Source organism: Arenicella xantha, assembly GCF_003315245.1.
Classification (GTDB): domain Bacteria; phylum Pseudomonadota; class Gammaproteobacteria; order Arenicellales; family Arenicellaceae; genus Arenicella; species Arenicella xantha.
In genome coordinates this window covers 287,647-314,394 of record NZ_QNRT01000003.1, presented here as the reverse complement: position 1 = coordinate 314,394, position 26,748 = coordinate 287,647, and the positions used below count along the sequence as shown (strand labels likewise).

23 protein-coding genes are annotated in these 26,748 nt (G+C 48.9%); 4 read left to right on the top strand and 19 right to left on the bottom strand.

The features are described 5' to 3' along the window. The first annotated feature begins 166 nt into the window (after positions 1 to 166). From DFR28_RS13415 to coaE, 3 genes are read left to right on the top strand one after another with little or no spacing between them, the layout of a single operon-like run. Entirely contained in the window at positions 167 to 1,387 is a 1,221-nt protein-coding gene (locus tag DFR28_RS13415; protein WP_113954868.1) for a type II secretion system F family protein, read from the top strand. 15 nt (positions 1,388 to 1,402) lie between these two features. Then, positions 1,403 to 2,272 (top strand): prepilin peptidase, encoded by an 870-nt coding sequence (locus DFR28_RS13410; RefSeq protein WP_113954867.1) that lies wholly within the window; start codon positions 1,403 to 1,405, stop codon positions 2,270 to 2,272. Then, entirely contained in the window at positions 2,269 to 2,901 is a 633-nt protein-coding gene (coaE, locus tag DFR28_RS13405; RefSeq protein ID WP_170132098.1) for a dephospho-CoA kinase, read from the top strand. Before DFR28_RS13410 ends, coaE begins: the two co-directional genes overlap by 4 nt. A gap of 6 nt (positions 2,902 to 2,907) precedes the next feature. On the opposite strand, the gene mutT is transcribed toward coaE, so the two are convergent. The 4 genes from mutT to DFR28_RS13385 all read right to left on the bottom strand — a co-directional run bounded on the left by mutT (position 2,908) and on the right by DFR28_RS13385 (position 8,426). Continuing rightward, a complete protein-coding gene (mutT, locus tag DFR28_RS13400; protein WP_113954865.1) occupies positions 2,908 to 3,297 on the bottom strand; it encodes an 8-oxo-dGTP diphosphatase MutT in 390 nt (129 codons plus the stop codon). Between the two features lie 8 nt (positions 3,298 to 3,305). Beyond that, complete coding sequence (argJ, locus tag DFR28_RS13395; RefSeq protein WP_113954864.1) at positions 3,306 to 4,523, bottom strand: bifunctional glutamate N-acetyltransferase/amino-acid acetyltransferase ArgJ; 1,218 nt, start codon at positions 4,521 to 4,523, stop codon at positions 3,306 to 3,308. A gap of 27 nt (positions 4,524 to 4,550) precedes the next feature. Beyond that, a complete protein-coding gene (gene secA, locus DFR28_RS13390; protein WP_113954863.1) occupies positions 4,551 to 7,229 on the bottom strand; it encodes a preprotein translocase subunit SecA in 2,679 nt (892 codons plus the stop codon). A gap of 264 nt (positions 7,230 to 7,493) precedes the next feature. After that, entirely contained in the window at positions 7,494 to 8,426 is a 933-nt protein-coding gene (locus DFR28_RS13385) for a M23 family metallopeptidase (protein ID WP_113954862.1), read from the bottom strand. A 111-nt stretch (positions 8,427 to 8,537) separates the two neighbouring features. On the opposite strand from DFR28_RS13385, the gene DFR28_RS13380 reads away from it, so the two are divergent. Beyond that, positions 8,538 to 9,101 (top strand): hypothetical protein, encoded by a 564-nt coding sequence (locus tag DFR28_RS13380; RefSeq protein WP_113954861.1) that lies wholly within the window; start codon positions 8,538 to 8,540, stop codon positions 9,099 to 9,101. Positions 9,102 to 9,212: 111 nt separating this feature from the next. On the opposite strand, the gene lpxC is transcribed toward DFR28_RS13380, so the two are convergent. The 15 genes from lpxC to rsmH form a co-directional block, all read right to left on the bottom strand. After that, the gene (gene lpxC, locus DFR28_RS13375; protein WP_113954860.1) at positions 9,213 to 10,121 is read right to left on the bottom strand and encodes a UDP-3-O-acyl-N-acetylglucosamine deacetylase; all 909 of its coding nucleotides are present in this window, start codon (positions 10,119 to 10,121) and stop codon (positions 9,213 to 9,215) included. Between the two features lie 411 nt (positions 10,122 to 10,532). Further along, positions 10,533 to 11,705: a cell division protein FtsZ gene (gene ftsZ, locus DFR28_RS13370; RefSeq protein WP_113954859.1), complete on the bottom strand. Its 1,173-nt coding sequence runs from the start codon at positions 11,703 to 11,705 to the stop codon at positions 10,533 to 10,535. 97 nt (positions 11,706 to 11,802) lie between these two features. After that, complete coding sequence (gene ftsA / locus DFR28_RS13365) at positions 11,803 to 13,038, bottom strand: cell division protein FtsA (protein WP_113954858.1); 1,236 nt, start codon at positions 13,036 to 13,038, stop codon at positions 11,803 to 11,805. 20 nt (positions 13,039 to 13,058) lie between these two features. Further along, positions 13,059 to 13,868 carry a cell division protein FtsQ/DivIB gene (locus DFR28_RS13360; RefSeq protein WP_170132097.1) on the bottom strand — a complete coding sequence of 270 codons (810 nt, stop codon included), beginning with the start codon at positions 13,866 to 13,868 and terminating at the stop codon, positions 13,059 to 13,061. Next, positions 13,861 to 14,799: a D-alanine--D-alanine ligase gene (locus DFR28_RS13355; protein WP_170132096.1), complete on the bottom strand. Its 939-nt coding sequence runs from the start codon at positions 14,797 to 14,799 to the stop codon at positions 13,861 to 13,863. The genes DFR28_RS13360 and DFR28_RS13355 overlap by 8 nt, the downstream gene beginning before the upstream one ends. After that, positions 14,796 to 16,199 carry a UDP-N-acetylmuramate--L-alanine ligase gene (gene murC / locus DFR28_RS13350; protein ID WP_113954856.1) on the bottom strand — a complete coding sequence of 468 codons (1,404 nt, stop codon included), beginning with the start codon at positions 16,197 to 16,199 and terminating at the stop codon, positions 14,796 to 14,798. The genes DFR28_RS13355 and murC overlap by 4 nt, the downstream gene beginning before the upstream one ends. Next, entirely contained in the window at positions 16,192 to 17,262 is a 1,071-nt protein-coding gene (murG, locus tag DFR28_RS13345; protein WP_170132095.1) for an undecaprenyldiphospho-muramoylpentapeptide beta-N-acetylglucosaminyltransferase, read from the bottom strand. Before murG ends, murC begins: the two co-directional genes overlap by 8 nt. Then, complete coding sequence (gene ftsW / locus DFR28_RS13340) at positions 17,262 to 18,428, bottom strand: putative lipid II flippase FtsW (RefSeq protein ID WP_113954854.1); 1,167 nt, start codon at positions 18,426 to 18,428, stop codon at positions 17,262 to 17,264. Before ftsW ends, murG begins: the two co-directional genes overlap by 1 nt. After that, a complete protein-coding gene (gene murD, locus DFR28_RS13335; protein ID WP_113954853.1) occupies positions 18,425 to 19,807 on the bottom strand; it encodes a UDP-N-acetylmuramoyl-L-alanine--D-glutamate ligase in 1,383 nt (460 codons plus the stop codon). The genes ftsW and murD overlap by 4 nt, the downstream gene beginning before the upstream one ends. A 5-nt stretch (positions 19,808 to 19,812) precedes the next feature. Continuing rightward, positions 19,813 to 20,895: a phospho-N-acetylmuramoyl-pentapeptide-transferase gene (gene mraY / locus DFR28_RS13330; protein WP_113954852.1), complete on the bottom strand. Its 1,083-nt coding sequence runs from the start codon at positions 20,893 to 20,895 to the stop codon at positions 19,813 to 19,815. Beyond that, positions 20,889 to 22,268, bottom strand: a complete 1,380-nt coding sequence (locus tag DFR28_RS13325; protein ID WP_113954851.1) for a UDP-N-acetylmuramoyl-tripeptide--D-alanyl-D-alanine ligase — start codon at positions 22,266 to 22,268, stop codon at positions 20,889 to 20,891. Before DFR28_RS13325 ends, mraY begins: the two co-directional genes overlap by 7 nt. After that, complete coding sequence (locus DFR28_RS13320; protein WP_113954850.1) at positions 22,265 to 23,719, bottom strand: UDP-N-acetylmuramoyl-L-alanyl-D-glutamate--2,6-diaminopimelate ligase; 1,455 nt, start codon at positions 23,717 to 23,719, stop codon at positions 22,265 to 22,267. The genes DFR28_RS13325 and DFR28_RS13320 overlap by 4 nt, the downstream gene beginning before the upstream one ends. Beyond that, on the bottom strand, positions 23,719 to 25,500 hold the full coding sequence (locus DFR28_RS13315) for a peptidoglycan D,D-transpeptidase FtsI family protein (protein WP_113954849.1): 1,782 nt from the start codon (positions 25,498 to 25,500) through the stop codon (positions 23,719 to 23,721). Before DFR28_RS13315 ends, DFR28_RS13320 begins: the two co-directional genes overlap by 1 nt. Then, positions 25,487 to 25,789, bottom strand: a complete 303-nt coding sequence (gene ftsL, locus DFR28_RS13310; RefSeq protein ID WP_170132094.1) for a cell division protein FtsL — start codon at positions 25,787 to 25,789, stop codon at positions 25,487 to 25,489. The genes DFR28_RS13315 and ftsL overlap by 14 nt, the downstream gene beginning before the upstream one ends. Then, a complete protein-coding gene (gene rsmH / locus DFR28_RS13305; RefSeq protein ID WP_113954847.1) occupies positions 25,782 to 26,744 on the bottom strand; it encodes a 16S rRNA (cytosine(1402)-N(4))-methyltransferase RsmH in 963 nt (320 codons plus the stop codon). The genes ftsL and rsmH overlap by 8 nt, the downstream gene beginning before the upstream one ends. Between the last annotated feature and the right edge of the window lie 4 nt (positions 26,745 to 26,748).

Below are 26,748 nucleotides of genomic sequence, written 5' to 3'. Positions count from 1 at the left end.
CATCAGTAGTTTAGTATAATATTCGTAGGCCTAGTGTTAAGTTATAGGTAATCCAAACATCAAGGCCGCGCTATTCTCACAACTCGAAATAGCAAAGGCACAACATCTATAGATGTTCCAGGCAAAACAGCCAAACTAAAGCTTCAGCGTGCAAGAACAAACTCTTATGGCAAAAACAACCCAAAAAAAAGTATTTGAATTCGAATGGGAAGGCGTTAACCAAAAACGTGCGTCTACCGGTGGAAGCATTGAGGCACCATCTCTATCTCAGGCACGTGCCACTCTTCGGCAACGTGGAGTTCGCGTCACCAAAATAAGGCGCAAGCCTAAGCCGTTATTCAGTGGCAGCCGACCGATCAAAACAGTCGATATTTCATTTGCGTCACGGCAAATGGCGACAATGATCGGCGCGGGCATACCCATCGCTCAAACATTGAGGGGAATCGGCAAGGGCCATGACAGCCAAGCAATGGAAAAATTAATGCTTGAACTAGCCCGCGAAGTTGAGTCAGGCACCTCTCTCAGCAACTCCCTAAAAAAGCATCCTAAGTACTTCAATCGGCTTTTCACTAGCTTAACTGAAGCCGGGGAAGAGTCAGGTAAGTTAGACACAATGCTAGAGCGAGTAGCCACATACAATGAAAAATTAGAAGCCATCAAAAGCAAAGTCAAATCGGCAATGATGTATCCAACCATTGTGCTCTTTATTGCATGTCTAGTCACAATCTTACTGTTGCTATTCGTTATTCCACAGTTCGAGGTTTTATTCCAAGGAGTAGGTGCAGATTTACCTACGTTGACCCGAGTAATCGTAGATATGTCCAAATGGATGCAAAGCTACTGGTGGATATTCGTACTTGTAGTAGCCGGAGGCTTCGTCTCATTTTTTGCAGCTTATAAGCGATCTGAAAAAATGAAGTTTGCCATAGATAGATTACTGATCCGACTGCCAATGTTTGGCCCAATCTTAAAAAAGTCCTCGTTAGCACGGTTTGCAAGAACTCTATCCATTGTATTTGGCGCAGGTGTTCCATTAGTAGATGGCATGGATACTGTTGGTGCAGCAACAGGCAACCGAGTCTATCAAAAAGCTGTAAGTGATGTAAAAGCTGATATCAGCACTGGCCGCGGACTAGAAAATTCGATGGCTCAAACTAAAATGTTTCCGAATATGATGTTACAAATGGTTGCCAGTGGTGAGGAGTCCGGTGAGCTAGAAGTTATGCTCGACAAAGTAGCGGACTTTTTTGAACGAGAGGTTGACGATGCGGTCGAGGCGCTAAGCAGCATTATTGAGCCGTTGATGATCGCAGTCTTAGGCGGAATTATCGGCACCATGGTATTGGCAATGTATATGCCAATATTCAAGATGGCGTCTGTATTCTAACCATCAAGGTTCGTCATGCTAGAACAGCTATCAGCACTTCCACACAGTGCGCTCGCCTCTATCGGCCTATTGTTTGGGCTATTGGTTGGTAGCTTTCTAAACGTTGTCATCTATCGCTTGCCGAATATGATGAAATACCAGTGGACTGTGCAGTCGAGAGAATGGCTTGAACTACCGCCCGACGATGCAATTGAACCAGCCACACTGTCAAAGCCCGCATCACATTGCGGGCATTGCAAGACCCCGATTAAACCTTGGCAGAATATCCCGCTAATCAGCTACCTACTGCTACGCGGCAAGTGCGCTCAGTGCGGCGTCAGCATCAGCCTTCGGTACCCCTTAGTTGAGTTGCTCACGGGGCTGCTTAGCGCCGCAGTGGTATACCATTTCGGATGGTCCGTTCAAGCCGCATTCGGTGTTCTATTGACCTGGATATTGGTCGCACTATCATTTATCGACTTCGACCACAAACTACTGCCCGATGACATTGTGCTACCCAGTTTATGGCTTGGCCTAGGACTAAGTCTATGGCCAGTTTTCAGCCAAACAAGTGATGCTGTAATCGGCGCTATCGCCGGATACTTATGTTTCTGGATCGTGTTCCAAGTATTCCTGCGCCTAACCGGCAAAGAAGGTATGGGCTTTGGAGACTTTAAGTTGATGGCCATGCTCGGTGCTTGGCTCGGCTGGCAATATTTGCCGCAGATCATTCTTATCTCCGCCTTACTCGGAAGCATTTTCGGTGTCATGATCATGATTGCCAAAAAGGAGAACGGCGAGCTCGCTATCCCTTTTGGCCCATACATCGCCATAGCAGGATGGATCGCGTTACTTTGGGGCGACCAATTAAATAATCTATATCTACGCATAAGCGGCCTATCTTGAGCAAGCAGGCGATCTACACCGTTGGACTCACTGGTGGCATAGGAAGCGGCAAAACGGTGGTTTCAGACCACTTAGGCAGCCTAGGCGTACCAATTATCGACACGGATGTAATTGCTCGACAAGTAGTTCAGCCCGGGCAGCCCGCCCTTTCCGCGCTAGTGGAGTTTTTTGGTAATGAAATCCTGCTCGAAGATGGCTCACTAAACCGCAACGAACTACGTCAACGAGCTTTCAAGTCTGACCAAACCAAAGCCAAACTAGACGCGATCACACATCCGGCGATTCGCATCGCGACGCTACAAGAAATACAGTTGGTCGAATTCTCGTATTGTGTCGTTGTGGTGCCGTTACTCACCAGCACATCTGAATTTGGCAAGATTATGAACAGAGTGTTAGTAGTCACCGCTGACCACGAAACGAAGATTCGGCGAGTACAGTCGCGCAGCGGCTTATCTCACGAAGAAATTGAACGAATTATGGCGAGCCAACTGTCTGACACTGAGCGACTCGCCTTTGCCGATGATGTGATCGAGAATAACTCAACCCTTGCTGCAGCAAGACAAGCCACAGAGCGGCTTCACCATCAGTATCTAACGCTGAGCCAACAGAACGACACCAAGCGCCTTTAGATTAGCTCAGACGCCGCGTAAGGCATCAATAATCGCTTGATTGCCTTGTAAAAAATCGAGCTCATCAAGCTCATCCAAGGTAACCCATGCAAGCGCCTGCCCTTCCAACGAGCGAACTTGCCCTTGATATGATAAAACGGTCCGAACTAACAATCTAACGCTGCGGTCGGGGTATTCATGGTTAACTTCAATCAGCGGCTCGCTGGCCGTTATTTGGATTCCGACCTCTTCTTGAAACTCCCTGACAAGAGCTTGCTCCACCGACTCACCGTCCTCGAGCTTGCCACCAGGAAACTCCCATTTATTGAAGTACCGGTCGCGCACCACTCGTTGACCTACGAGCAATCGGCCTAGCTCGTCATAAACGATTCCAACAGCAACGACAATACGATTCATAGCACTGACTAGCTACGATAGTCCGCATTAATAGACACATAATCATGTGACAAATCGGTGGTCCAGACATGGTCATCCACATCCCCAGCATTGAGGTCGATAGTAATCGTAATTTCCGGCTGCTCAAATACAGCTTTACCTTGCGACTCCGTGTAGCTCTGGGCTGGCTCGCCTTGCTCAATCAATGACACACCACCAATATTGATGTCCACTTTCGACATATCTAATCGACCGATTGGCGACTTCCCTAAGGCCATTAAAATTCGCCCCCAATTAGGGTCACTGGCAAACAACGCCGTTTTAACTAACGGCGAATGAGCAATTGACAATGCGACCGCGCGGGCATCCTTTTCAGAATAGGCGCCAGTAACATTAATACGCACAAATTTAGTAGCGCCTTCACCATCGCGAATGATCGCGGTTGCCAGTTCAATGAGCACTGACTCCAGCGCGCAATAGAATGGCTCGGCGGCAGCATCATCAACCGCATTTATCTGCAAAGAAGAACGACCCGTCGCTAACACCGCAAGCGCGTCGTTGGTCGATGTGTCACTATCCACGGTAATACGATTAAAACTCGCTGCCACAGCACGTCGTGTGAAGGACTCCAACACCGCCTGATCAATACCAGCATCGGTCGCAACATACGCCAGCATGGTCGCCATATTGGGGCAAATCATGCCTGACCCCTTGGCAATTCCGGTAATCGTTATTTGCTGGCCATCCACTTCAATTCTACGTGATGTCGCTTTAGCGACAGTATCGGTTGTCATAATCGCTTCAGCGGCGACCAACCAATTGTCTTCCTGCATGTCGCTAACAACCGACTTAATTCCATCATACAACGCAGTCATATTGAGCTGCTCACCAATCACACCAGTAGAGAATGGCAAGACCTGATTGGCATCCACACCTAGCTGTTCAGCTACTGCGGCGCAACTGCCAACCGCATTATTTACACCAAGCTCTCCGGTAACAGCATTGGCATTGCCAGAGTTGATCAACAACGCTCGAACCGGTGCCTGCTGCATATGCTGCTGAGCCACCAAAACCGGCGCAGCGCAACACTTATTCTGGGTAAATACCGCCGCCGCAGTAGTGCCTTCGTTTACCTCAATCAATAACAGATCATTCCGATTTTGATAACGAATACCCGCGGACACGACGCCCAAAGTAACACCTGAAACTGGGAACAATTTGCCCGGCGGGCTTAAACCTACAGCCATGATCTAATCTCTTATAGGTGCACGCAACTAACTAAGCTTGCCATGACATTGTTTGTATTTTTTGCCAGACCCACAGGGACATGGCTCATTTCGACCAACTTTTGGTTGTTGGCGGATAAACGGCGCGGACTCGGCTGCTGGATCAGCTTCAGCCTCTGGCGCAGACGCATCTGCATGGCGCATTTCGAGATCGCGCTGTGACGCCTCTTGCTGACGCCGTTCGAGTTCACCGACCTCAGACTCTTCGCGCAATTGCACTTTGGCTAAAATAGTCACGACCTCCATCTTCACGCGGTCCAACATCGCCGTGAACATTTCGAAAGCTTCTCGCTTATATTCCTGCTTTGGGTTCTTCTGGGCATAACCACGTAAACCGATACCCTGGCGCAAGTAATCCATCTCAGCAAGATGCTCTTTCCACTGCGTATCGAGCGTCTGAAGCATGATCACCTTCTCTAGATGACGGATGATTTCAGGCCCATACTGGGTTTCTTTTTCTTGGTATGCCTTTTCAACGTTCTCTAAAATGCGATCGCGCAACGTCTCTTCATACAAACGCTTATCTTCTTCCAACCAAGTTGAAACTGGCAAAGTTACGCCAAATTCCAGTCGCAGGTCATCCTCTAATTGATCGATGTCCCACTGTTCTGGCAGGCTTTGTGGAGGAATACTTCGATCCACCACAAGGTCTACCACTTCCTCACGCATAGCTTGAATATTGTCCGATACGTCTTCGGTTTCCATCAACTCATTACGTTCAGAGTAAACCAGTTTACGTTGCTCGTTTGATACATCATCGTATTCGAGTAATTGCTTACGAATATCAAAGTTGTGACCTTCGACCTTCCGCTGAGCATTTTCGATAACCCGTGACACCAAACGGCTTTCAATCGCCTCGCCTTCTTCCATGCCAACACGCTGCATCATATTTGAGATTCGTTCCGAACCAAAAATCCGCATCAGAGAATCATCCATTGACAAGTAGAAGCGAGTTTCGCCCGCATCTCCTTGTCGACCCGAGCGGCCTCGCAACTGGTTATCGATGCGTCGTGATTCGTGTCGCTCGGTACCGATGACATATAGACCACCTTTATCCAGCACTTTCTGATGATCCTTCTGCCAATCTTGCTTAATCTGCTCTATCTGCGCTGGATCGGTAATTCCCTCGAGACGCAGTTCAAGATTGCCGCCCAACACAATATCCGTGCCGCGACCCGCCATATTAGTAGCAATGGTAACCGCGCCAGGTCGTCCTGCGGTGGCGATAATTGTCGCTTCACGCTCATGCTGCTTAGCGTTGAGCACTTCATGCTTTATCTTGTGTTTAGTAAATTCACGAGACAGTAATTCAGACACTTCGATCGATGCCGTGCCGAGCAAAACCGGTTGTTCTGCGGCATTTCGCTCACGGACATCTTCCACAATCGAATTAAATTTTTCTTGCATCGTGCGAAAAATGACGTCAGGTTGATCCAAACGCACCATTTCCTTATGAGTTGGAATGACCACGACTTCAAGGCCATAAATCTCCATAAATTCGACCGCTTCAGTATCAGCGGTACCAGTCATACCCGATAATTTATTGTATAAGCGGAAGTAGTTCTGAAAGGTGATCGACGCGAGAGTTTGATTCTCGCGCTGAATAGCCACTTTTTCTTTTGCCTCAATCGCCTGATGTAGGCCATCAGACCAACGACGACCCGGCATTTTACGACCGGTAAATTCGTCAACAATTACGATTTGATTGTCTTCTAAAACGTAGTCAACATCGCGGTTGAACAAGGTGTGCGCGCGAATTGCGGCATAAAGGTGGTGCAATAACGAAATACTGCCAATGTCATAAAGACTCGAATCTTCGTCTAGCAAACCGATACGAACCATCAGCTGCTCAGCTTTTTCATGACCTGCTTCGGTTAAGTAAGCCTGCTTAGACTTCTCATCAACGGTGTAGTCGCCAGCGCCATCTTCTTCCTCTTGGCGAACCAACTGAGGCACAATTACATCGATCTTACTGTAAACCTCAGCGGCCGTATCAGCTGGGCCAGAGATAATCAGCGGTGTTCTAGCTTCATCGATGAGAATCGAGTCGACTTCATCGACAATCGCAAAGCTAAGATCCCCTTGTGTTTTTTGATCGGCAGAAAACGCCATATTGTCGCGCAAATAATCGAAGCCAAATTCATTATTGGTTCCGTACACAATGTCATTTGCATACGCTTCGCGTTTTTCGGCGGTTGCCTGGCCTGAACGAATTACACCGACTGTAAGCCCCATGTAATTATAAACCTTAGCCATCCACTCAGCGTCTCGAGCAGCAAGGTAATCGTTAACAGTAACCACATGCACACTGCCACTAAGCGCGTTCAAATACGCAGCCAAGGTAGCCATTAAAGTCTTACCCTCACCAGTGCGCATCTCAGAAATACGGCCTTCGTGCAGCACCATACCGCCGATCATCTGAACATCATAGTGACGCATACCCAGCGCACGGACCGACGCCTCACGAACCACCGCAAACGCTTCATTCAGCAAGTCATCCAAGGTCTCGCCAGCACTTAAGCGATCACGGAACTCTTGAGTTTTTGACTTTAATTGCTCGTCGCTTAGCGCTTGCACCTCTGGCTCTAAATCATTGATTTTCTTAACGCGTTTCGACATTTGTCGAACCAGCCGATCGTTGCGGCTGCCGAATATTTTCTTTAACACAGGAGGGAACCTAGGTGATTGTTTTTAAGTTTGTGATAGGTACTGAGCTTGACACAAAATTCGTGGTGAACGCGCTAGTGCGCTTGGTAGTTAACAAGTATAAGGTTTTAAAGCAAAATTCCAAGACGCAAAATCTGATGATTTTGCGGGTTTTACCTAATTATAAACGTTACGTGCCGAAGGCTTGAGCAAACCTTACTAAACAAGAGTCTAAAAATCGCCGTAGTTTGGCGACATAGCCGCCAAATCAAGCAACGATTGATCTTAAGACTTTTTATACAAGTACTTAACCGGATTTATATTTTGATTACTTTTTGCCACTTCAAAATGCACGTGTGGTCCTGTCGAGCGGCCAGTCGAGCCTATTTCGGCGATCTCTTGACCTTTGACCACAGTCTCACCAGTCTTAACAAGATTCTTACGGTTGTGGCCGTATAAAGTGGTGTAACTGTCGCCGTGATCAACTTCGACCATCCATCCGTAATTTCCATTTTTCTCTGAGCGAGTAACAACACCATCAGCAACGGCGACAATTTTAGCGCCTAACTTACCAGGAATATCCACTCCTCGATGAAATTGCTTCTTGCCAGTCATAGGATGCATGCGAGAACCAAAGTTCGATGAAATCCATCCCCCCTCAACTGGCCAACCAGCTGGGGTTTGCTGCGACTCGAGCGTATTTCGAGACAACAAAAAGTCAACCGCCGCAATTTCCGATTCACGAATGGCCAACTCTTTTTCTATTTCCTCTATAGCATTCTCGATATCCACTTCTTCTGAGTCGGTTTCAACCGCTTGAGCACCACCAATTGGCGGATCTTGCTCGAACTCAAAGTCGTTTAAATTGATACCTGAGACTTCAGATATCCGCATTTCAACGGCTTTAATTCTAGACACTTGAGCCTGCAAACTACCAATTCGACTACCTAGAACGTCCATATGTTGGCGAACATATTCACGCGTTTTAAGCATTTCTTCCTGCTGTTCATTAACTCGACTTTCGACCGCAATGCGATACTCGGGGTCGACAAAAGGATTCAACGAGCGGTCGATTTTGGAAACGATCAAATAGCTACCTAGCCCCAATCCGATCGGCAATGCCACCATCAGCAGAGCGCCCAGTAGCAGAAGTCTTTGGCCCGACCAACACACCGCACCATTTCGTCCAGCGTCATCTTTGATTAAAATTACTTTCAAAATAAACCCAATAATATTTAACTGTATATGGCTGTTTCTAGGAGTGGACAAACCTGCCGCCGCACCGAAAAACCCGCAACATCAACTCCGTAAAGCCGCTAAACTCACGTCATGACTAAACCAAAGCCACCATCAAGCAAATCAAACCGAACCGGCACTCAACACCGCTCTTTGAATCTTGCGTCAATCGTGCAAAAGCTGCCGTTTCACCGCCAACTTAATGCATCACAGCAGCTTACCCTCAAACTCACACCAGTCTGGTTTGAATGGTGTGAACAACAGCGTTCACAAAAGGGCAGTCGCCATTTTTCAGCCGCACAAGATACCGAGCTTTCCATACAAGACCACGACATCTTGGTGTTAATGTGCGGTAACTTGAACACAGCTACCTTACTGAAACACCAACGAGTGAGTCTCTTAGAAACACTGCATCGCGCCGGATTCAATCAACTTCGTCAAATCCGAGTACGTATGGCGCCAAAACCACAACTGGACAGCTCTCTCGCAACAGATGAGACAAACTCCCAGATTCCGATCCTAAGCCAAAAACTTACTTACCGTGAAAAACCGCAAACGGCCTCTATCGATTCGATCGAGTCAGTCCAACGTCGTATCAAACACGAACCACTCTCAGCAGCGCTAGCGCGACTAGCCGACACACTGAAGAAGCAATAGCTTCAAATCAAAGTACCAACCATAGAGTGATCAGACACCAATGCCTGAATCGGTTCAAATGACGCCAGATTACCGTCAATTCTCTTCTTTTTATTATTATTTAGCTATTTATCAAGCGTTGGCCAAATGCATAAATGCAATTGGAGCCTCGGCCGGGTCATCATACGTGACCAATTCCCATGCATCTGGTTGAGCCATTAACGCACAGACTAATTTATTATTCAGCGCATGACCTGATTTATACGCGCTGAATTCACCGACCAATTGGTGCCCTAACAAATAGAGATCGCCAATTGCATCGAGAATTTTATGTTTGACGAATTCATCTTCGTATCGAAGACCGTCGTCGTTTAAGATGGTATAGGAGTCCATGACAATTGCATTGTCATGACTACCGCCCAGCGCCAAGCCAGCTTCTCGCAACGCCTCAACTTCATGCATAAACCCAAAAGTTCGCGCTCGGCTTACTTCTTTAACGAATGATGTCGTGGAAAAATCGACGGTGGCTTGCTGCGGGGACTTGGCGAAGATTGGATGATCAAAATTGATGGAAAAAGACACTTTGAAGCCTTCGAACGGCTCAAATTTAGCCCACTTGTCTCCGTCTTCAACCATTATTGGCTTCTTAACACGGATGAACTTCTTAGCAGCACTTTGTTCGACAACACCAGCGGACTGGATCAGGAATACAAAGGGAGCCGCACTGCCATCCATAATCGGCACTTCGGGAGAGGTGAGCTCGACGTACACATTATCGATACCTAAACCGGCCAACGCAGACATCAGGTGCTCAACAGTAGAAACCGTTGCACCGCCCTCCGTTAGTGCCGTTGAGAGACGCGTATCGCCAACTTTATTCGGCTTAGCGTGCAGTTCAACCACGGGATCTAAATCCACGCGTCGGAAAACAATTCCGGTGTCTACTGCTGCAGGCCGTAAGGTTAAATATACCTTTTCACCAGTGTGCAACCCCACACCAGTTGCCCGGATAACGTTTTTAAGAGTACGTTGATTGATCATGCTTTATGTCGTTTTTCATTTACCTGCGTCCGTCATTTAATTAGCTACCCAAGTTAATATTCAAACGAGCCACCGAGAACAAGAGAATCAAAACTATCGAGTTTCAACAAAACTGCATGTCTCTAGCGGCAATTATTCAAATCAACAAAGACTGATGCGCAAATTTTTGAGTCATTATGGTGGTCATAAATATGCAAATAATTTGGATTTAAACGCATTTAAGAGCCTAAAGTCCAGCATAAATCAACCAAGCCGCAAATCCTACACGAAACGGGAGAAATTGTGTAGGTTTGCGACACAGTATTAATGCGCCCAATCTTACGCTCAGTTGCTCAACTAATGCGCCCCTTAGGCCACCAGCATCGTACTCAACTAACATCGCTCTCAGCTTTGGCTACAAATGAACCAAAATTAGTCAGCTTGACGTCGTAGAAAAGTCGGCACATCGAGGCCTGACTCACCTTCAGTATCAAACAGCGGCAACTCACTTGAACCAAGGCCTCGACGTCGCGTTACCAATTGCGGTTCTGCTTGAGAATCATGCTCGTGCACTTGCTCATAACTACTTCCAACAGCTCTGGCAATAGGCTCAACGACTTCCATTTTACGATTAGAAACTTGCGCAGACCCGTCTAGAATACCGGTTGCCACCATGGTTACACGCAATTCGTCCTTCATTTCTGGGTCAATAGAGGTACCAATCACCACAGTTGCATCATCCGACGCCATATCGCGAATCATTGCACCAACTTCCCCAAACTCACCAATCGACAAGTTCGGCCCAGCGGTTACGTTAACCAAAATGCCTTTCGCACCACGGATATTCGTATCTTCTAACAGTGGGCTAGACAACGCATTACGAGCGGCTTCAGAAGCACGAGTCGCACCACTTGCCGAAGCCGACCCCATCATCGCCTGCCCCATCTCGGACATCACAGTTTTGACGTCAGCAAAGTCGACGTTAATTAAACCAGGGCTAGTGATCAGTTCAGAGATACCTTGTACTGCGTTACGCAAGACATCATTGGCCATCGCAAAGGCATCTTGCAAAGAGGCTTCTTTGCCCATCACTTCTAACAGTTTCTCATTCGGAATAGTGATCAACGAGTCAACAGAATCCTTAAGCAACTTAAGACCTTGATCCGCTAACTTAGATCGCCGCTGACCTTCAAACCCAAATGGTCGCGTCACGACGGCAACCGTCAGCGCACCGATATCTCGAGCTATTTCAGCAATCACAGGTGCGGCTCCGGTACCCGTGCCGCCACCCATACCGGCGGTGATAAACACCATATCAGCTCCTGCCAATGATTCGGCAATGCGATCACGATCTTCGATCGCCGCTTGACGACCGACATCAGGATCCGCACCAGCACCCAAACCTTTAGTTAGGTTCGCGCCCAACTGCAAAATGGTTCCGCACTCTGAGCCCTGCAATGCCTGTACATCGGTATTGGCGTTAATAAACTCAACGCCTTCAATGTTGGCTTGCTGCATATAATTTACGGCGTTTCCGCCACCACCACCAACGCCGACGACTTTAATAATCGCCTGCTGGTCTACGGTGTCTAATAATTCAAACATGTGTTACTCCCGTTATTAAAATATAGAAATCAAGTTAGTAAGATCAGCAACATGGTTGACGGCTGATCACTACCGCATTTTTTTCCAACTACTTCACTTAAAAATTACCTTGAAACCAATGCTTGACACGTTCTGTCAAAACACTGACTTTAGATTCAGATTTGGCCGTTTTTTTCGGCTCAGACTGGTTGCGATGACCAAATAAAACTAGCCCCACTCCAGTCGAATAAATTGGATTCTTAACCACCTCACTTAAGCCACCTAAGTATTTCGGCGTGCCCAAACGGACCGGCAAGTGAAAAATTTCTTCCGCCAACTCGATCATGCCTTCCATCTTCGAACTTCCTCCGGTCAATACCACACCAGATCGGATCATGTGCTCAAAGCCATTGCGACGCAGGTCGACTTTGATCAACTCAAATAGCTCTTCGACGCGCGGTTCAACCACCTCAGCAAGAGTTTGCTTAGACAATTTTCGAGCAGGCCGATCACCAACGGTTTGCACTTCAATGCTTTCATCCGACGGTGCAAGCTGACGTAATGCGCAGGCATAACGCCGCTTAAGGTCTTCAGCTGAGGCGGTCGGCGTTCTTAAAGCAATCGCGATGTCATTAGTGATCTGATCACCAGCCACCGGGATTACCGCCGTATGTCGCACCGCGCCTTCAGCATAGACCGCAATATCGGTGGTACCACCGCCAATATCGACTAGGCAAACACCTAACTCTTTCTCGTCGTTGGTAAGCACCGATTCACACGACGCTAATTGCTCAAGAATGATGTCATCCACTTCAAGACCGCAGCGGCGGATACACTTTTCAATATTTTTCTCAGAGCTAACAGATGCCGTCACCATATGTAAATTGGCTTCGAGTCGAATACCGTTCATGCCAATCGGGTGCCGTATCCCTTCTTGACCATCAATAATGAATTCTTGCGGCAGTACATGCAGAATCGATTGATCATTGGGAATAGCGACCGCTTTTGCTGATTCGATTACCCGCTCAACATCATTAGCATCGACCTCACTATCACGCACCGCTACGACGCCGTGCGAATTAAAGCTATTAATATGTGCTCCAGCGATTCCTGCATACACAGAATATATTTGGCAGCCAGCCATCAACTCGGCCTCTTCAACTGCACGCTGAATCGCCGTTACGGTTTCTTCGATATTGGCCACCACACCTTTTCGCATACCGGTGGCAGGATGGTGCCCGTAGCCAATTATCTCGACATCTCCGGCTGCATTAACTTCACCAACAATTGCCAACACTTTGGAGGTGCCTATATCCAAACCGACAATCAATTTGCTTTCGTTTTTCTTGCTCATTACTGTTCTACCTTTGGCATTCAGTGAGTGACCGCAGCGACGCTCGAAACGGAAACTTGCGGCGTATTCTTAGCAAGCACCGCCAAACCGTTTGGATAACGTGCGTCGACGCGTTCCAAAAGAGAGTCTGCGTGTCTAAATTGCTGTGCAAAAAGACTTTCAAAACGTGCCAAACGAAGCTCGATATCACGACGCCCAAGTCGCAACTCAAACGTATTGTCACGTTCAGGAAAATAGATACCTAAGCTCCAGGCTTGGCTAGCACTCAGGCTTACTGAAGACAGCACCAAATCGCTTTTTGCTAGTCGTTTTCGCCAATTAAACGCTGCTTGTAACAAGCGTTTTGCGTCAGCCTCTTGACCGTTCAATTCAATCGCCTTGTCCAACTCAATCGACGCCGGCAATGCAATTACCTCACCAGCAGAACTTACCCACTTATCGCGCCCCCAGCGCATCACAGGGCGGTGCTCCACAACAAATAACTCGAGTGTGTTTGGCCACTCTCTACGAACGTCAACACGCTGCACCCAAGGGATGCTCTCAACTTTTTGTTTAATCGCCGGCAAATCAACTGAAAAGAAATTACCCAACTCACCTTCAGTCAAAGTTTCGCGCACTTGTTCTGGCTCGAGATGGCGAAACGTACCTTTTATCTTGAGTTGGCTTATCACAAAGGTGTCAGGCCTATACAGTTGATCTGCAGCCAATAAGCCCACAGTCACAAAGGTCAATAGTGTTGCTATTGTCAATAACAAAGCTCGCATGACGCGCGTGAAACGCTGAGCCTGAAATTCTTTCTCTTGCGATGCAAAGGCTCGCTGTTTATTCATGGCGCCCTCCGTCATCTAAAGTCGTTTGCAGTATAGTAAGTACCAATTGATCGAACGAAATACCACGCGCGGCGGCGGCCATCGGTACTAAGCTGTGACTAGTCATGCCTGGCACAGTATTGGCTTCGAGTAAAATCGGCTGCTGATTAGCGTCCAACATGATGTCGACTCGCCCCCAAACTCGGCAATCCAGAGCCGCAAATGCTCGCAAAGCCAATTGGCTAATTGAATTCGACAATTCGACGTCAATTTCGGCTGGGCACACGTATTGAGTATCGTCAGCAAGGTACTTTGCATCGTAATCATAGAACTCGTGATCAGTCGTCATCTGGACAATTGGCAACGCCTGCTGATTAAGAATCGCAACAGTTAATTCAGCACCAGGTATAAACTGCTCGGCGAGCACATCATCTCCAACCTTCGCTGCAGCTTGGTAGGCGGCTAACAGCTGATCGGCGGTAATTACTTTTCCGATCCCGACGCTAGACCCTTCGCGAGCCGGCTTGAGAAACAATGGCAAGCCGAGCTCATCAATTAGGCCGTCTAGATCTGATTCGTCACGCAACACTCGGTAGGCCGCCGTCGGCAGACCCAAGGTCTGCCAAATTTGCTTACTACGGACTTTGTCCATCGCTAGCGCGCAACCCAACACACCACTACCGGTATACGGCATAGCAATTGATTCCAGCGCTCCTTGCACAACGCCGTCTTCGCCCCAACGGCCGTGCAGTGCGATAAATGCACGATCAAAGCCTTGAGCCGTTAAGCTATCAATATTGTGCGGCCCAACATCAACCGCGTGAGCATCCACACCTTGACGCAACAGACCCTCGAGCACCGCCGCACCACTCATTAATGACACTTCTCGCTCAGCCGACACACCGCCCAATAGAACGGCGACTTTACCGAATTTTTGTGCATTATTGATCATGAGCTTACCTCTTCCTGCAAGGCATCAAATAGCTGTCGAGAGGCCTTACCAATAGTGCCAGCGCCCATCGTCAACACCACATCATTGTGTTTCACGATCGGCGCTAGAACATGTTGCAGGTCATCAATGTTCGCGACAAAAATCGGATGGCTCGCGCCTCGAATCCGTATCGCTTGGCACAAAGCCTGGCCGGTTGCCCCACTGATAGGCTGTTCACCAGCAGGGTAAACCTCACAAATCAATAGATCTGGCTGCTCAGCTAACACCGTCACAAAGTCATCGAACAAGTCGTTAGTACGGCTATATCGGTGCGGCTGAAACACCGCAATTATGCGTCGATCGGGCCAACAGCCGCGTGCAGCGGATAACGTTGCGGCAAGTTCAACCGGATGATGAGCATAGTCGTCCACCAAAGTAATCGCTTTACCTTGAACATCAACGTCACCAAAAATTTGAAACCGTCTCCCAACACCTTGGAAGCCCTCTAACCCAGCTTGAATTGCCTCATCACTCACGCCTAGATGGCTGGCAATAACAATGGCCGCTGTTGCGTTGAGAACGTTGTGGTTGCCTGGAATTGAAAGCTTAATGGCGAGATCATGCGGATTATTCGGGCGTGCAACCTTGAATTGCATAAACGTGCCATCTTGAGTCACATCGTAGGCTCGATAATCGCTATTTTCATCAAACCCATAAGACACCATTGGCTTGTGAATTTGCGCGCGGATAGATCGCACATTTGCGTCATCCTCACATAACACGGCAAGGCCATAAAATGGCAAATTCTGCAAAAACGTCACGAACGTTTTCTTCAGTGTCTCCAATTCACCTTGATAGGTCACCATATGATCTTCATCAATATTGGTAACGATGGCCATCTGCGGTTTCAAGTTCAAAAAGGACGCATCACTTTCATCTGCTTCGGCCACCAAATAGTCGCCTTGCCCTAGTTTGGCATTCACGCCAGCACTATTAATCAAACCACCGACAACAAAGGTAGGATCTAAACCGCCGGCAACCAAAATTGCCGAAACCAAGCTGGTCGTGGTGGTCTTACCATGCGTTCCGGCCACCGCGATTCCTTGTTGAAATCGCATCAACTCGCCCAGCATCTCGGCGCGAGGGATCACCGGTATACCTGCTTTAATGGCACCACTTACCTCAGGATTAGTCGGATCAATTGCGGATGACACCACCACCACGTCGCGCTGCTTAATGTTGTCAACGTGATGCCCAATTACTACCTCGATTCCCGCACTGCGCAAGCGCTGAGCGACCGGACCATCGACGATATCGGAACCACTTACGTGATACCCAGAGTTAACCAGCACCTCGGCAATACCCGACATGCCGCTGCCACCAACACCAACAAAATGAATGTTTTTTACCCGATCACGCATTTAGATACTCCCGACAGACATCGGCCACATCGTTCAAGGCATTGGGCTTGTGTAATTTGCGCGCACGCTCGCCCATCGCATGCAACTGCGCTTTATCGGCTAACATTGAATTTAACTCAGACACCATAATGGCTTGCTCAACCTGCTGATTATCCAGCACCTTTGCACCACCGACAGCTACCATAGCTTCGGCATTTTTACGCTGGTGGTCGCCAGCTGAAAATGGATAGGGAATCAATAGCGCGGGCCTCCCTGCGGCACAGCACTCGGCAATCGTCATCGCACCAGCTCGGCATATCAACAGATCACTCCATTGATACGCGGCAGCCATATCATCGATAAACTCCGTTACTTTTACATGCACGCCGAACTCACGATAGCGCTTTTCAACGGCGTCACCTTGATCGCGACCTGTCTGGTGCCAGATCTCCACCACCGCACCATCGAGCTTAGTGAAAACCTCCGGTAGTTTGGTATTAAAGGTATGCGCCCCTTGGCTACCGCCAATAATCAATACGCGCAACGGCTCAGCGTCACTACGCGTTTCGATAGTCGCGCGCTCTATCTCTTTACGAACTGGATTACCGACCCACAACGCGCCAGCAGGCAAGCCAGCCACATTCGGAAAACCGGTTATGACGCGCGACGCTACCTTAGCCAAATACTTATTGGTCAATCCAGCCACCGCGTTTTGCTCATGAACCACTAATGGCTTTCGCATAAGTCGCGCGACAATACCGCCGGGACCTGACACAAATCCGCCCATTCCCAAAATACAATCAGGCTCTACTCGGCGAATTACACGCATACTTTGCCACATAGCACGCAACAGTTTAAACGGTGCCAACACCAGACTCAGCGTACGGCGACCACGCAGGCCCTCAACGCTAATCCATTCAATCGGGATCGCATTTTCCGGTATTACTTTCGCCTCTAGACCTAGACGGGTACCTAGCCAAGTCACATCTACGCCCGTTTCACGCAACGTATTCGCAACCGCCAGCGCTGGATAAACATGTCCACCCGTACCGCCAGCCATAACCAATAATCTCGGAGCGCGCATCATTGGACACCGCCCTTTTTCAACTCGCCGGTACGATTCTGTCGATCGACACCAAAGAGAAGCCCCATAGCAATGCAACACACCAACATGCTGCTGCCACCGTAACTAATAAACGGCAAGGTCAGCCCCTTAGTCGGTAACACGCCTAAGTTCACACCAATATTAATTACTGCTTGAAAGACCAACAAAAAGCCGACACCTTGCGCCAGTCGCGCGGCGTAGACTCGGCCCACTAATTCGGCAACCCGCGAAATCATTAAAGCCCGTTGCAACAGTACACCGTACAAGCCGACCACTAAAATAATCCCGACTAATCCCAGCTCTTCGGCTATCACCGCCAGAATAAAATCGTTATTCGCATGTGGCAAATAGTAGAGCTTTTGAATGCTCGCTCCGAGCCCGACACCAAAAATCTCACCACGACCGACCGCTATTAACGCTTGCGTCAATTGGAAACCAGCTCCATAAGGATCAGCCCACGGATCCAGATACGCGATGAAGCGTTCCATTCGATATGGCGACAGGCTAATCATAAAAAACATCGCTATACCAACCACGGCTAAACACAGCAACGTATGCGAAACACGAATGCCTCCAAGAAACATCATCAGCCCGACCGTGGCGGTCATCACCACAAAGCTACCAAAGTCCGGCTGCATCAACAGCAAGCAGCCTATAACGGCGACGACGATGGCAATATTGACAATGCCTTTAGAGAATTTTTTAATCTCAGCTTGCCTACGTGTCAAATAGCTTGCGGTGTACAGCACGATCGCAATTTTGGCGAATTCAGCCGGCTGAAAGCGAAATCCAGCAACAGAAAACCAGCGGGTAGACCCATTCACTTCGATACCGACAAAGATGAGCACCAGCAATAACACAATGGCCACCGCCAATAATGGCAAGCTAAGCTTCTTCCATAACCACACGGGCACACAGGCCACGGCGACGGTTAAACTTACGCCAATCACCACATGCACAAGTTGACGCCAAAAATGCGCGGTATTAGTGCTTAGATCCTGGTCGCCCATGGCTATGGTGGAAGAAAAAACCATGATCAATCCAAGCATTAATAGCGAGATAAAACTACCTAGCAACACTGAATCGACACCGGCTGAATTATCTTGCGGGGCAAAACGCGTGGCTTGTAGTGCGGTATTACTCACGCGGCACCTCGCTGGAGCAGTCGCTCTACACAAGCGATGAAAACCGCTCCCCGATGCTCAAAACCAGTAAACATATCAAAGCTAGCGCAAGCTGGTGATAACAAAACAACGTCATCAGGCCGAGCGTATTCAGCGGCTTTCACAACCGCAGCTTCCATATCCTTAACGCGTTCAATTTTCACTTTAGAACGTAACGCTTGATCGATCTTGTCAGCATCCTCGCCCAATAAAATTAGCACACGCACATCATCGGTGATGGCATCGGCTAAATCAGCAAAATCCGCCCCCTTGCCTTGCCCGCCAGCAATCCAAACTACTGGCGACTCCAAGTTACGTAGCGCGGTAATCGTCGCGCCAACATTCGTCGCTTTTGAATCATTAACCCATATCACTCCGCCATCTGAAGCAACGGTTTGCATCCGATGCGGTAAGCCAGTAAATGCTTTAACCGCGGCAACCTGCGACTCTAATGTCAGGCCAAGAAAATCTGTCAGCGCAAACGCACTCACTACGTTTTTCACGTTATGCAGCCCGAGCAAACCAATATCACTAAGCCTCATCAGTGGCGTTTTACCATGCATGAGCCAACGCCCCGACGAGCGCTTCTTAACCCCAAATTCATTAGCTTGATGAGGCTCATCAAGCTCGAAACTCAACACGTCACCGGTTTGCGTAATCATCGTAAACTGATCATCATGACGCGGCAAGACCGCTCTTTGCGCACCGCGTAAAATTCGGCTCTTGGCTAGTACGTAGTCGCCCATTGAGTCATATCGATCTAAATGATCCGGGCTGATATTAAGAATAGCAGCCGCATCCGCGGGAACCTGATTGGTTGTTTCAAGCTGAAAACTAGAAAGCTCTAACACTGCCACGTCATAGGGCTCATTATCTGTTAATGCATCAAGAACTGGCTTACCAATATTTCCTGCCACTAACGGAACCATTCCGCCAGCACAAACCATCTCACCAACTAGCGCGGTTACCGTGCTCTTACCGTTGGATCCAGTAATGGCTATAAGAGGCTTCTGGTTGACTTGCAAGAAGAGCTCTATGTCACCAACAATCTTTGCGCCTCGTCGTCGCGCTTGCACCAGCATCGGTTCTTTAATAGAAACGCCCGGACTCACCACAATCAGCTCCGCACCATCAAGATGCTCTGCATCAAACGCGCCAAACACTGTTTTGACTTCAGGACAGACAGCCTGCAATGCTTGTGCAGCTGGCGGCACACTTCTGGAATCCAGCGCAATCACCTCTATCGAGTGCGAACGCAAGTAGCGTACGACACTCAAGCCACTAATACCGAGGCCCACGACAGCGGCGCGCTGATATTGCTCAATCAGCTTGGTAGTTAAATTTCGGCGAGGGGACGTCATTATTCTTATCTAACCTTCAAGGTCGCAAGACCGATGAGTACTAACACCAAACTAATAATCCAAAATCGAACAATCACACGAGGCTCTGGCCACCCTTTTAGTTCAAAATGGTGATGAATCGGCGCCATACGAAAGATTCGTTTGCCAAACATTTTGTAACTAAAGACCTGCAGAATGACGGATACCGTTTCCAGCACGAAGATGCCGCCCATAATGAATAGCACTAACTCTTGTCGAACGATTACAGCCACCACACCTAACGACGCACCCAGCGACAACGAGCCAATATCGCCCATGAAGACTTGTGCGGGGTAGGTATTAAACCAAAGAAACCCAAGCCCAGCGCCGACCAAGGCCGCGCAAAATATCGCCACTTCGCCGGCACCAGCAATTTGCGGAATCTGTAAATAGTCGGAGAAGATCACGTTGCCAGAAAGGTAACAAAAAACTGCTAAAGCACCGGCCACCATAGCAGTAGGCACAATAGCCAAACCGTCCAAGCCATCTGTCAAATTAACCGCATTACTGGTTCCGACAATCACAAAATAGGTCAACGGTATAAACAAAATGCCGAGCTGCCACACCACGTCCTTAAAAAATGGAATGATCAACGATGTCTCAATCGGCGTTTGAGCGGTGTAATAGAGAAATAATGCGGCAATCGTCGCCACCACACTTTGCCCCAAAAACTTATTGCGCGACCCCATGCCTTTTGGATCTTTATTAATTAGCTTTTGATAGTCGTCGTACCAACCGATGACGCCAAAGAAAAAGCACACAAAAATAGTGATTAGCACATAGCGATTGGTCAAATCCGCCCATAACAGAGTCGCTAACAAGACTGACGCCAGAATCAACAAGCCGCCCATCGTCGGCGTTCCGACTTTATCAAAATGAGTAGGCGGCCCATCTTGACGCACAGTTTGCCCAATTTGATGAAAACGTAATTTACGTATCATCACCGGCCCCATGACTAACGACAGAATGAGAGCCGTAAGCACCGCGCAAATAGCTCGCAGCGTTAGATACTGGAAGACATTAAAAAAACTGTGTTGCTCCGCGAGCCATCCAAATAGTGCGACTAACATGCGCCTTCCCCGTGTTTTTTTGTGTTATTGCTGGTTTGACTGCCGTCAAAATATTGACCTAACGCTCGCACCACATTTTCCATTGCTGCGGACCTAGAGCCTTTAACCAGAATGGCACCACTCAGTGGTGCGGACAAAACGAACTCAATCAACTCAGCCTGTGTTACAAAACAGTGGCCGTCGGCTCCAAACTCGTTTACTACCAGTTCGGCATACCGGCCACAGGCTAAGACTTTATCGATCCCATTCGCGCGAGCTAAAACCCCAAGCTGTCGATGCGCAGACTCCGCGTGTTCGCCCAACTCAGCCATATCACCAACTATTAGAGTGGACTGTGCAAAACCTGCTAACACCTCAACAGCCGCAGCCATCGAAGTAGGGTTGGCATTGTAGGTATCATCAATTAATGTGTTTTCACCAATTTGACTCACCTGCAATCGCCCAGCCGGAGAACGGTACTCAGCGAGACCGCGTTGAATATAGTCAATCGGCACATTCGCTGCGATCGCCAAAGCGGTTGCCGCCAAAGCGTTACGCACACTATGCTCACCAAGAGCCTTTAAACGAATCTCAAATGTGGCATCGGGCGTCGAAATTTGTATCTCTAACGCGCCACGATGTTGTCGATACGTGGCGGTAATATCTGCCGCATTAGTTAAACCAAAGGAGACAACACGTCGCCCAGCAGTACTTTGCTGCCACTCTGAAGCAAACGCATCGTCGGCGTTGATAACCGCTGTGCCGTCAGGAGTAAGTCCCGCAAATATTTCACCTTTCGCCTTAGCCACCGCCGCCACTGAGCCAAGATGCTCTAGGTGCGCTTCGCCAGCATTCGTGATCAACGCAATGGTCGGCTGCGCAACCTGGGTCAGACGTTGAATCTCACCAGCATGATTCATACCCATTTCGACAATCGCAAATCGATCATTTTCACTTAAACGCATCAATGTTAATGGCACACCGATTTCATTATTTAGGTTGCCATGAGTTACTACGCCTTGCCCCAATTGAGAAAAAATCGCGCCAGCCATTTCTTTGACTGTGGTTTTACCAACGCTGCCGGTGATCCCGATTACGGGTAACACCAACTGCGTACGCCACCATGCCGCCAAATCTTTAAGCGCCTGATGAGTGCTATCAACCTTAACCACTGGCAATACTGAAGACACATCTTGCTCAACCAACAAGGCCACCGCTCCGGCTGTCGCGGCTTGCGCCACATAATCATGCGCATCGAACTGCTCACCTTTAAGCGCGACAAACAATCGCCCTTCACACACATCACGAGTATTGATACTCACGTTGTGGAACAACACATCGGCGCCGCGCAAAACACCGTCGACCACTTGGCAAGCTTGTGATAACTGAATCATGCATCCACCTCAAGTAAGCGTGAAACCTGCTCGCGATCAGAGAACTCTAGGAAATCATTACCGACTTGTTGCGTAGCTTCATGACCCTTACCGGCCACCAACACCCAATCTTCAGGCGCCGCTGACTCGATTGCCTGCGCGATAGCCGTGGCACGATCCAGTACCACGACATAAGAACCGTGAATGCCTTTAGCAATATCAGCGGCGATAGCATCACCGGCTTCTGAGCGCGGGTTATCATTAGTGATAATGACATGCTCAGCATATTGATCTGCTGCTGCCCCCATCACCGCCCGCTTAGCTCGATCACGATCTCCGCCACACCCGAACACACACCAAACGTCTCCTTCGCAATGTCGCTTGACCGACAATAACGCTTTTTCGAGAGCGTCTGGCGTGTGTGCATAATCGACCACCACATGAGGCGACAAACCGTGGCGGTACAGCTCCATGCGCCCGGGCGCGGGACGCAAGGACCTTAAAATAGATTGAATGTCCTCTATCGGCGTACTCAATCCCAGCAACGTAGCAACTAGCAACTCTATATTGGGCACGTTTACTTGCCCGATAAGCGGCGTCTCGGCCGCGAATTCAACGCCACTCCCTTCAACCACAAACTGCATGCCCGACGAGTTCATCTCAAGATCATCAAGATAAACATCACCACCAGCACCATAACCTACGGAGAATTCAGCGCCGCCAAGCTCGCGAAGCTGAGCGCCGAATGAATCCGCCACATTGATGATCGCCAACTCGCTATGAAACTGCGTAAACAAGCGCTGCTTTGCGCGACCATAAGAGGCCATGTCACCGTGGTAATCCAAATGGTCATGACTCAGATTGGTGAATAGCGCGCAGAAAAACCGAACGCCACTCACACGTCCTTGGTCCAATGCATGAGAAGAAACCTCCATACACACCTGGGTAATTCCCTGATCACGAAACTCGGCTAGCTGCCGGTGCAGTGAAATTGGGTCAGGTGTGGTATGCCCAGCTTTTTGCAGAGCATCAAGGCGACCAACGCCAATGGTTCCAATCATCGCCGCCTGCAAACCTAATTGGGTCAATGCTTGGGTCAGCAAGTAACAGCAGGTCGTTTTGCCATTGGTGCCTGTGACACCAAACACCTGCAATTCAGCAGACGGTTTGGCGTAAAAGGCATCCGCTAATACACCAACTTGCGCCTGCAGGTTAGCAACTGCGAAACTAGGAATGGCAATAGCATCTGGCAGCGAGTAATCACGCTCATCATAGATGATCGCACTCGCGCCGGCCGCTTGCGCTTGCAACATAAAATCTCGGCCGTCCGAGTTCGCCCCTGGGTAGGCCAGAAACAACGAACCGGCTGCAATCTGCCGACTATCCAGACTAAGTGCGGTTATTTCGAGCGTTTCACTAGACTCCACACCCAATAGCGCCAACAACTCAGCAAGCGGTAATGAATAAGACATTAGCCGGCCTCCGTCGCTCTGGGGCGTGCAATCATTAATTTAAGTTCCGGTTTAGCGTCAGACTCCAAAGCGTCCGGTGCCACATTGCGAAACCGCAAAGCTCCGGCCATAACTTCGGAAAAGACCGGCGCAGCCACTAATCCGCCGTAATAATCAACGCCCTTGGGATCATCAACCGACACGACTAGCACAATCTCAGGATCACTGATCGGCGCGAATCCAGCAAAAATCGACATATACGCGTCGTCTTGATACCGACCATCTAATACTTTATGTGCGGTACCCGTTTTGCCGCCGACACGATACTGGTCTACCTGTGCACGAGGCGCAGTCCCTTCATCGCTGACCGCAGCTTCTAGCATCAGCGCCACTTGATCTGTTACGGTTTTACTAAACACACGCTTGCCTTCGGGCACGTCAGTCACCGGATGAATACTAATCGGCAAAAGCACTCCGTCGTTTGCCAATGCCTGATAAGCACGCGCTAGCTGCAAGGTATTAACCGACAAACCGTAACCATAAGAAAGCGTAGCGTGCTCAATTGGCCGCCACTTCTTACGTTTCGCAAGAATGCCGCGCTGCTCGCCAGGCATCTTCAGATCATTGGTACTACCAAAGCCTACCAAGCGATAAGTGTCATAAAGATCCCGTGCTGACATCATCATCGCAATCTTCGCTGCGCCGATATTACTCGAGCGCTTTATCACATCCGTTACAGTAATTTCGCCGAGTGATTTTGTATCGGAAATACGACTTCGCCCAATATAGAAAAAGCCTTTCTCGGCATCTATGATAGTGTCTGGCGTTATCACACCTTCCTCTAAAGCCATCGCAATGGTAATCGGTTTTACCGTAGACCCAGGCTCAAACGAATCGGCAATAGAGCGATTGCGAAACTGAGCACTGATTAGGTCGGAGCGATCATTTGGATTAAAATCCGGCATGCTAACCATGGCTAAAACCTCTCCGGTTTTGGCATCTAACGCCACCAATGAAGCCGAACTAGCCTGATGTTTTTTAACTGCAGCCTGCAGGTGCCGATACGCAAGATACTGAATTCGAGCATCTAGACTCAACGTAATATCCTGACCGTGCTCCACTTGGCTCAACTGCTCAACATATTCAACCACGTGGCCAAAACGGTCACGCAATACCTGAGTCCGACCCGGCAAGCCCTTAAGTGACTTATTGAAGGCCAATTCCAAACCTTCCTGACCTTCGTTATCGATATTGGTAAACCCCAGCACATGCCCCAACACTGGACCCGCAGGGTAATAACGCTTGTACTCACGTACCGAATTGATTCCAGGCACATCCAACGACAAAATTTTATTTGCTAGATGCGGTGACAACTGACGCTTTAAGTAACTAAACTCCTTCGCCTTAGCCTTTTCGGCTTTGGCCAACAACTCCGCACGAGTCATTCCCAGCAACCCCGTCAATTGCTCATAGGAGTATTCATTCTGTTGCCGCAAAATAGTAGCAGGATGCATCCAAATCGAGTCAACCGGTGTGCTAATCGCCAGCGGCTGATGATTTCGGTCAACAATCATGCCGCGCGTAGGCTCCTCTTTTTGCACACGCAAATATCGAGCATCACCTTGCGACTGCAAGTAATCGTTATCAATAATTTGCAAGTGCACGGCTCGCACAATGAGTCCGATAAAAATCAGCCCGAAAATGCCGCCGATCATCTTATAGCGCCACGACGCAACTGGCACAACCACTTCTTTTTGGGTCTTGCGCTTGGTCGCTGTCACAATAGGTTTACCGCGTGCCATCACTGACCTCACCGGTTAACCGCTGATCCATTCCAACAAATTTTATATCTTCTTTTTTAGGTGCGCGCATCGAGAGAAGCTTGGTTGCATCCTTTTCAATACGATGCGGAAACGCCCATAGACTTTCCTCAACTAATAGCTGCCCCCATTCATCATCCAAAGCATCGCGCCGATCTTGCTCGGTTTGAAATGCCAGGTACGCAATACGATGCTCATGGCGCACATTCACCACCGCCAGCGCGCTGATAACTACGCTCGTAACTAAAAACCACATCACGCTATCACGCATGCTTACCTCCCAAATAAGGTACAGCAGTACGTTCAGCGATTCGCAAAACCGAGCTACGAGCACGCGGATTTTCGCGAACCTCATCCGCAGTCGGCTTAATCGCTTTGCCAATTGGCTTGAGCGGCGTTAGATACATATCGCTTGTCACCGGGATATTTTTCGGCGGCAAATTCGGCGTAGACAGGTCCCGAATAAAGCGTTTTACAATTCTGTCTTCCAGAGAATGAAAACTGATGACAGCTAAACGCCCTCCCTCATTGAGCAGGCTAACAGCCTGAGGCAATGCCTCTGAAACCTGACTCAACTCTTGATTCACATGCAAACGAATAGCCTGAAACGTACGCGTCGCAGGATGCTTATGCTTGTCTTTTTTAGGTGTGGCTTCTTCGACGATACGCGCCAGATGCAAGGTAGTCTGAATCGCTGACTCGTCACGCTCCAACACAATGGCACGCGCTATTCGACGCGCGAACTTCTCTTCGCCCAAGTCAAACAGCACCATCATCAGATCGCGCTCGTCAACGCTTGCCAGCCATTGCGCCGCGGACTCACCTTGAGTCGTATCCATACGCATATCCAGCGCACCGTCACGCATAAAACTAAAGCCGCGCTCAGCTTGGTCCAGTTGCGGTGACGAAACTCCTAGGTCCATGAACACACCATCCACTGATTCGAGCTGAGCCACCGCATGCAGCTTCTCAGCCATGCGCGCAAAGTCCGAGTGAATGATTTGCACACGAGGCTCTTCGGCAAAAATGGCGCTAGCTAGCTCAATCGCACGCGGATCACGATCAAAACCAATCAGACGACCATTGTCGCCCAATCGCTCAAGAATCGCTCGCGCATGACCTGCTCGACCCAAGGTAGCGTCTACGTAGACGCCATCCGAACGAATATTCAACGCGTCGAGAGCCTCTCGCTTCAGGACAGGAATGTGTTGCTCAACAATTTCCATGGCG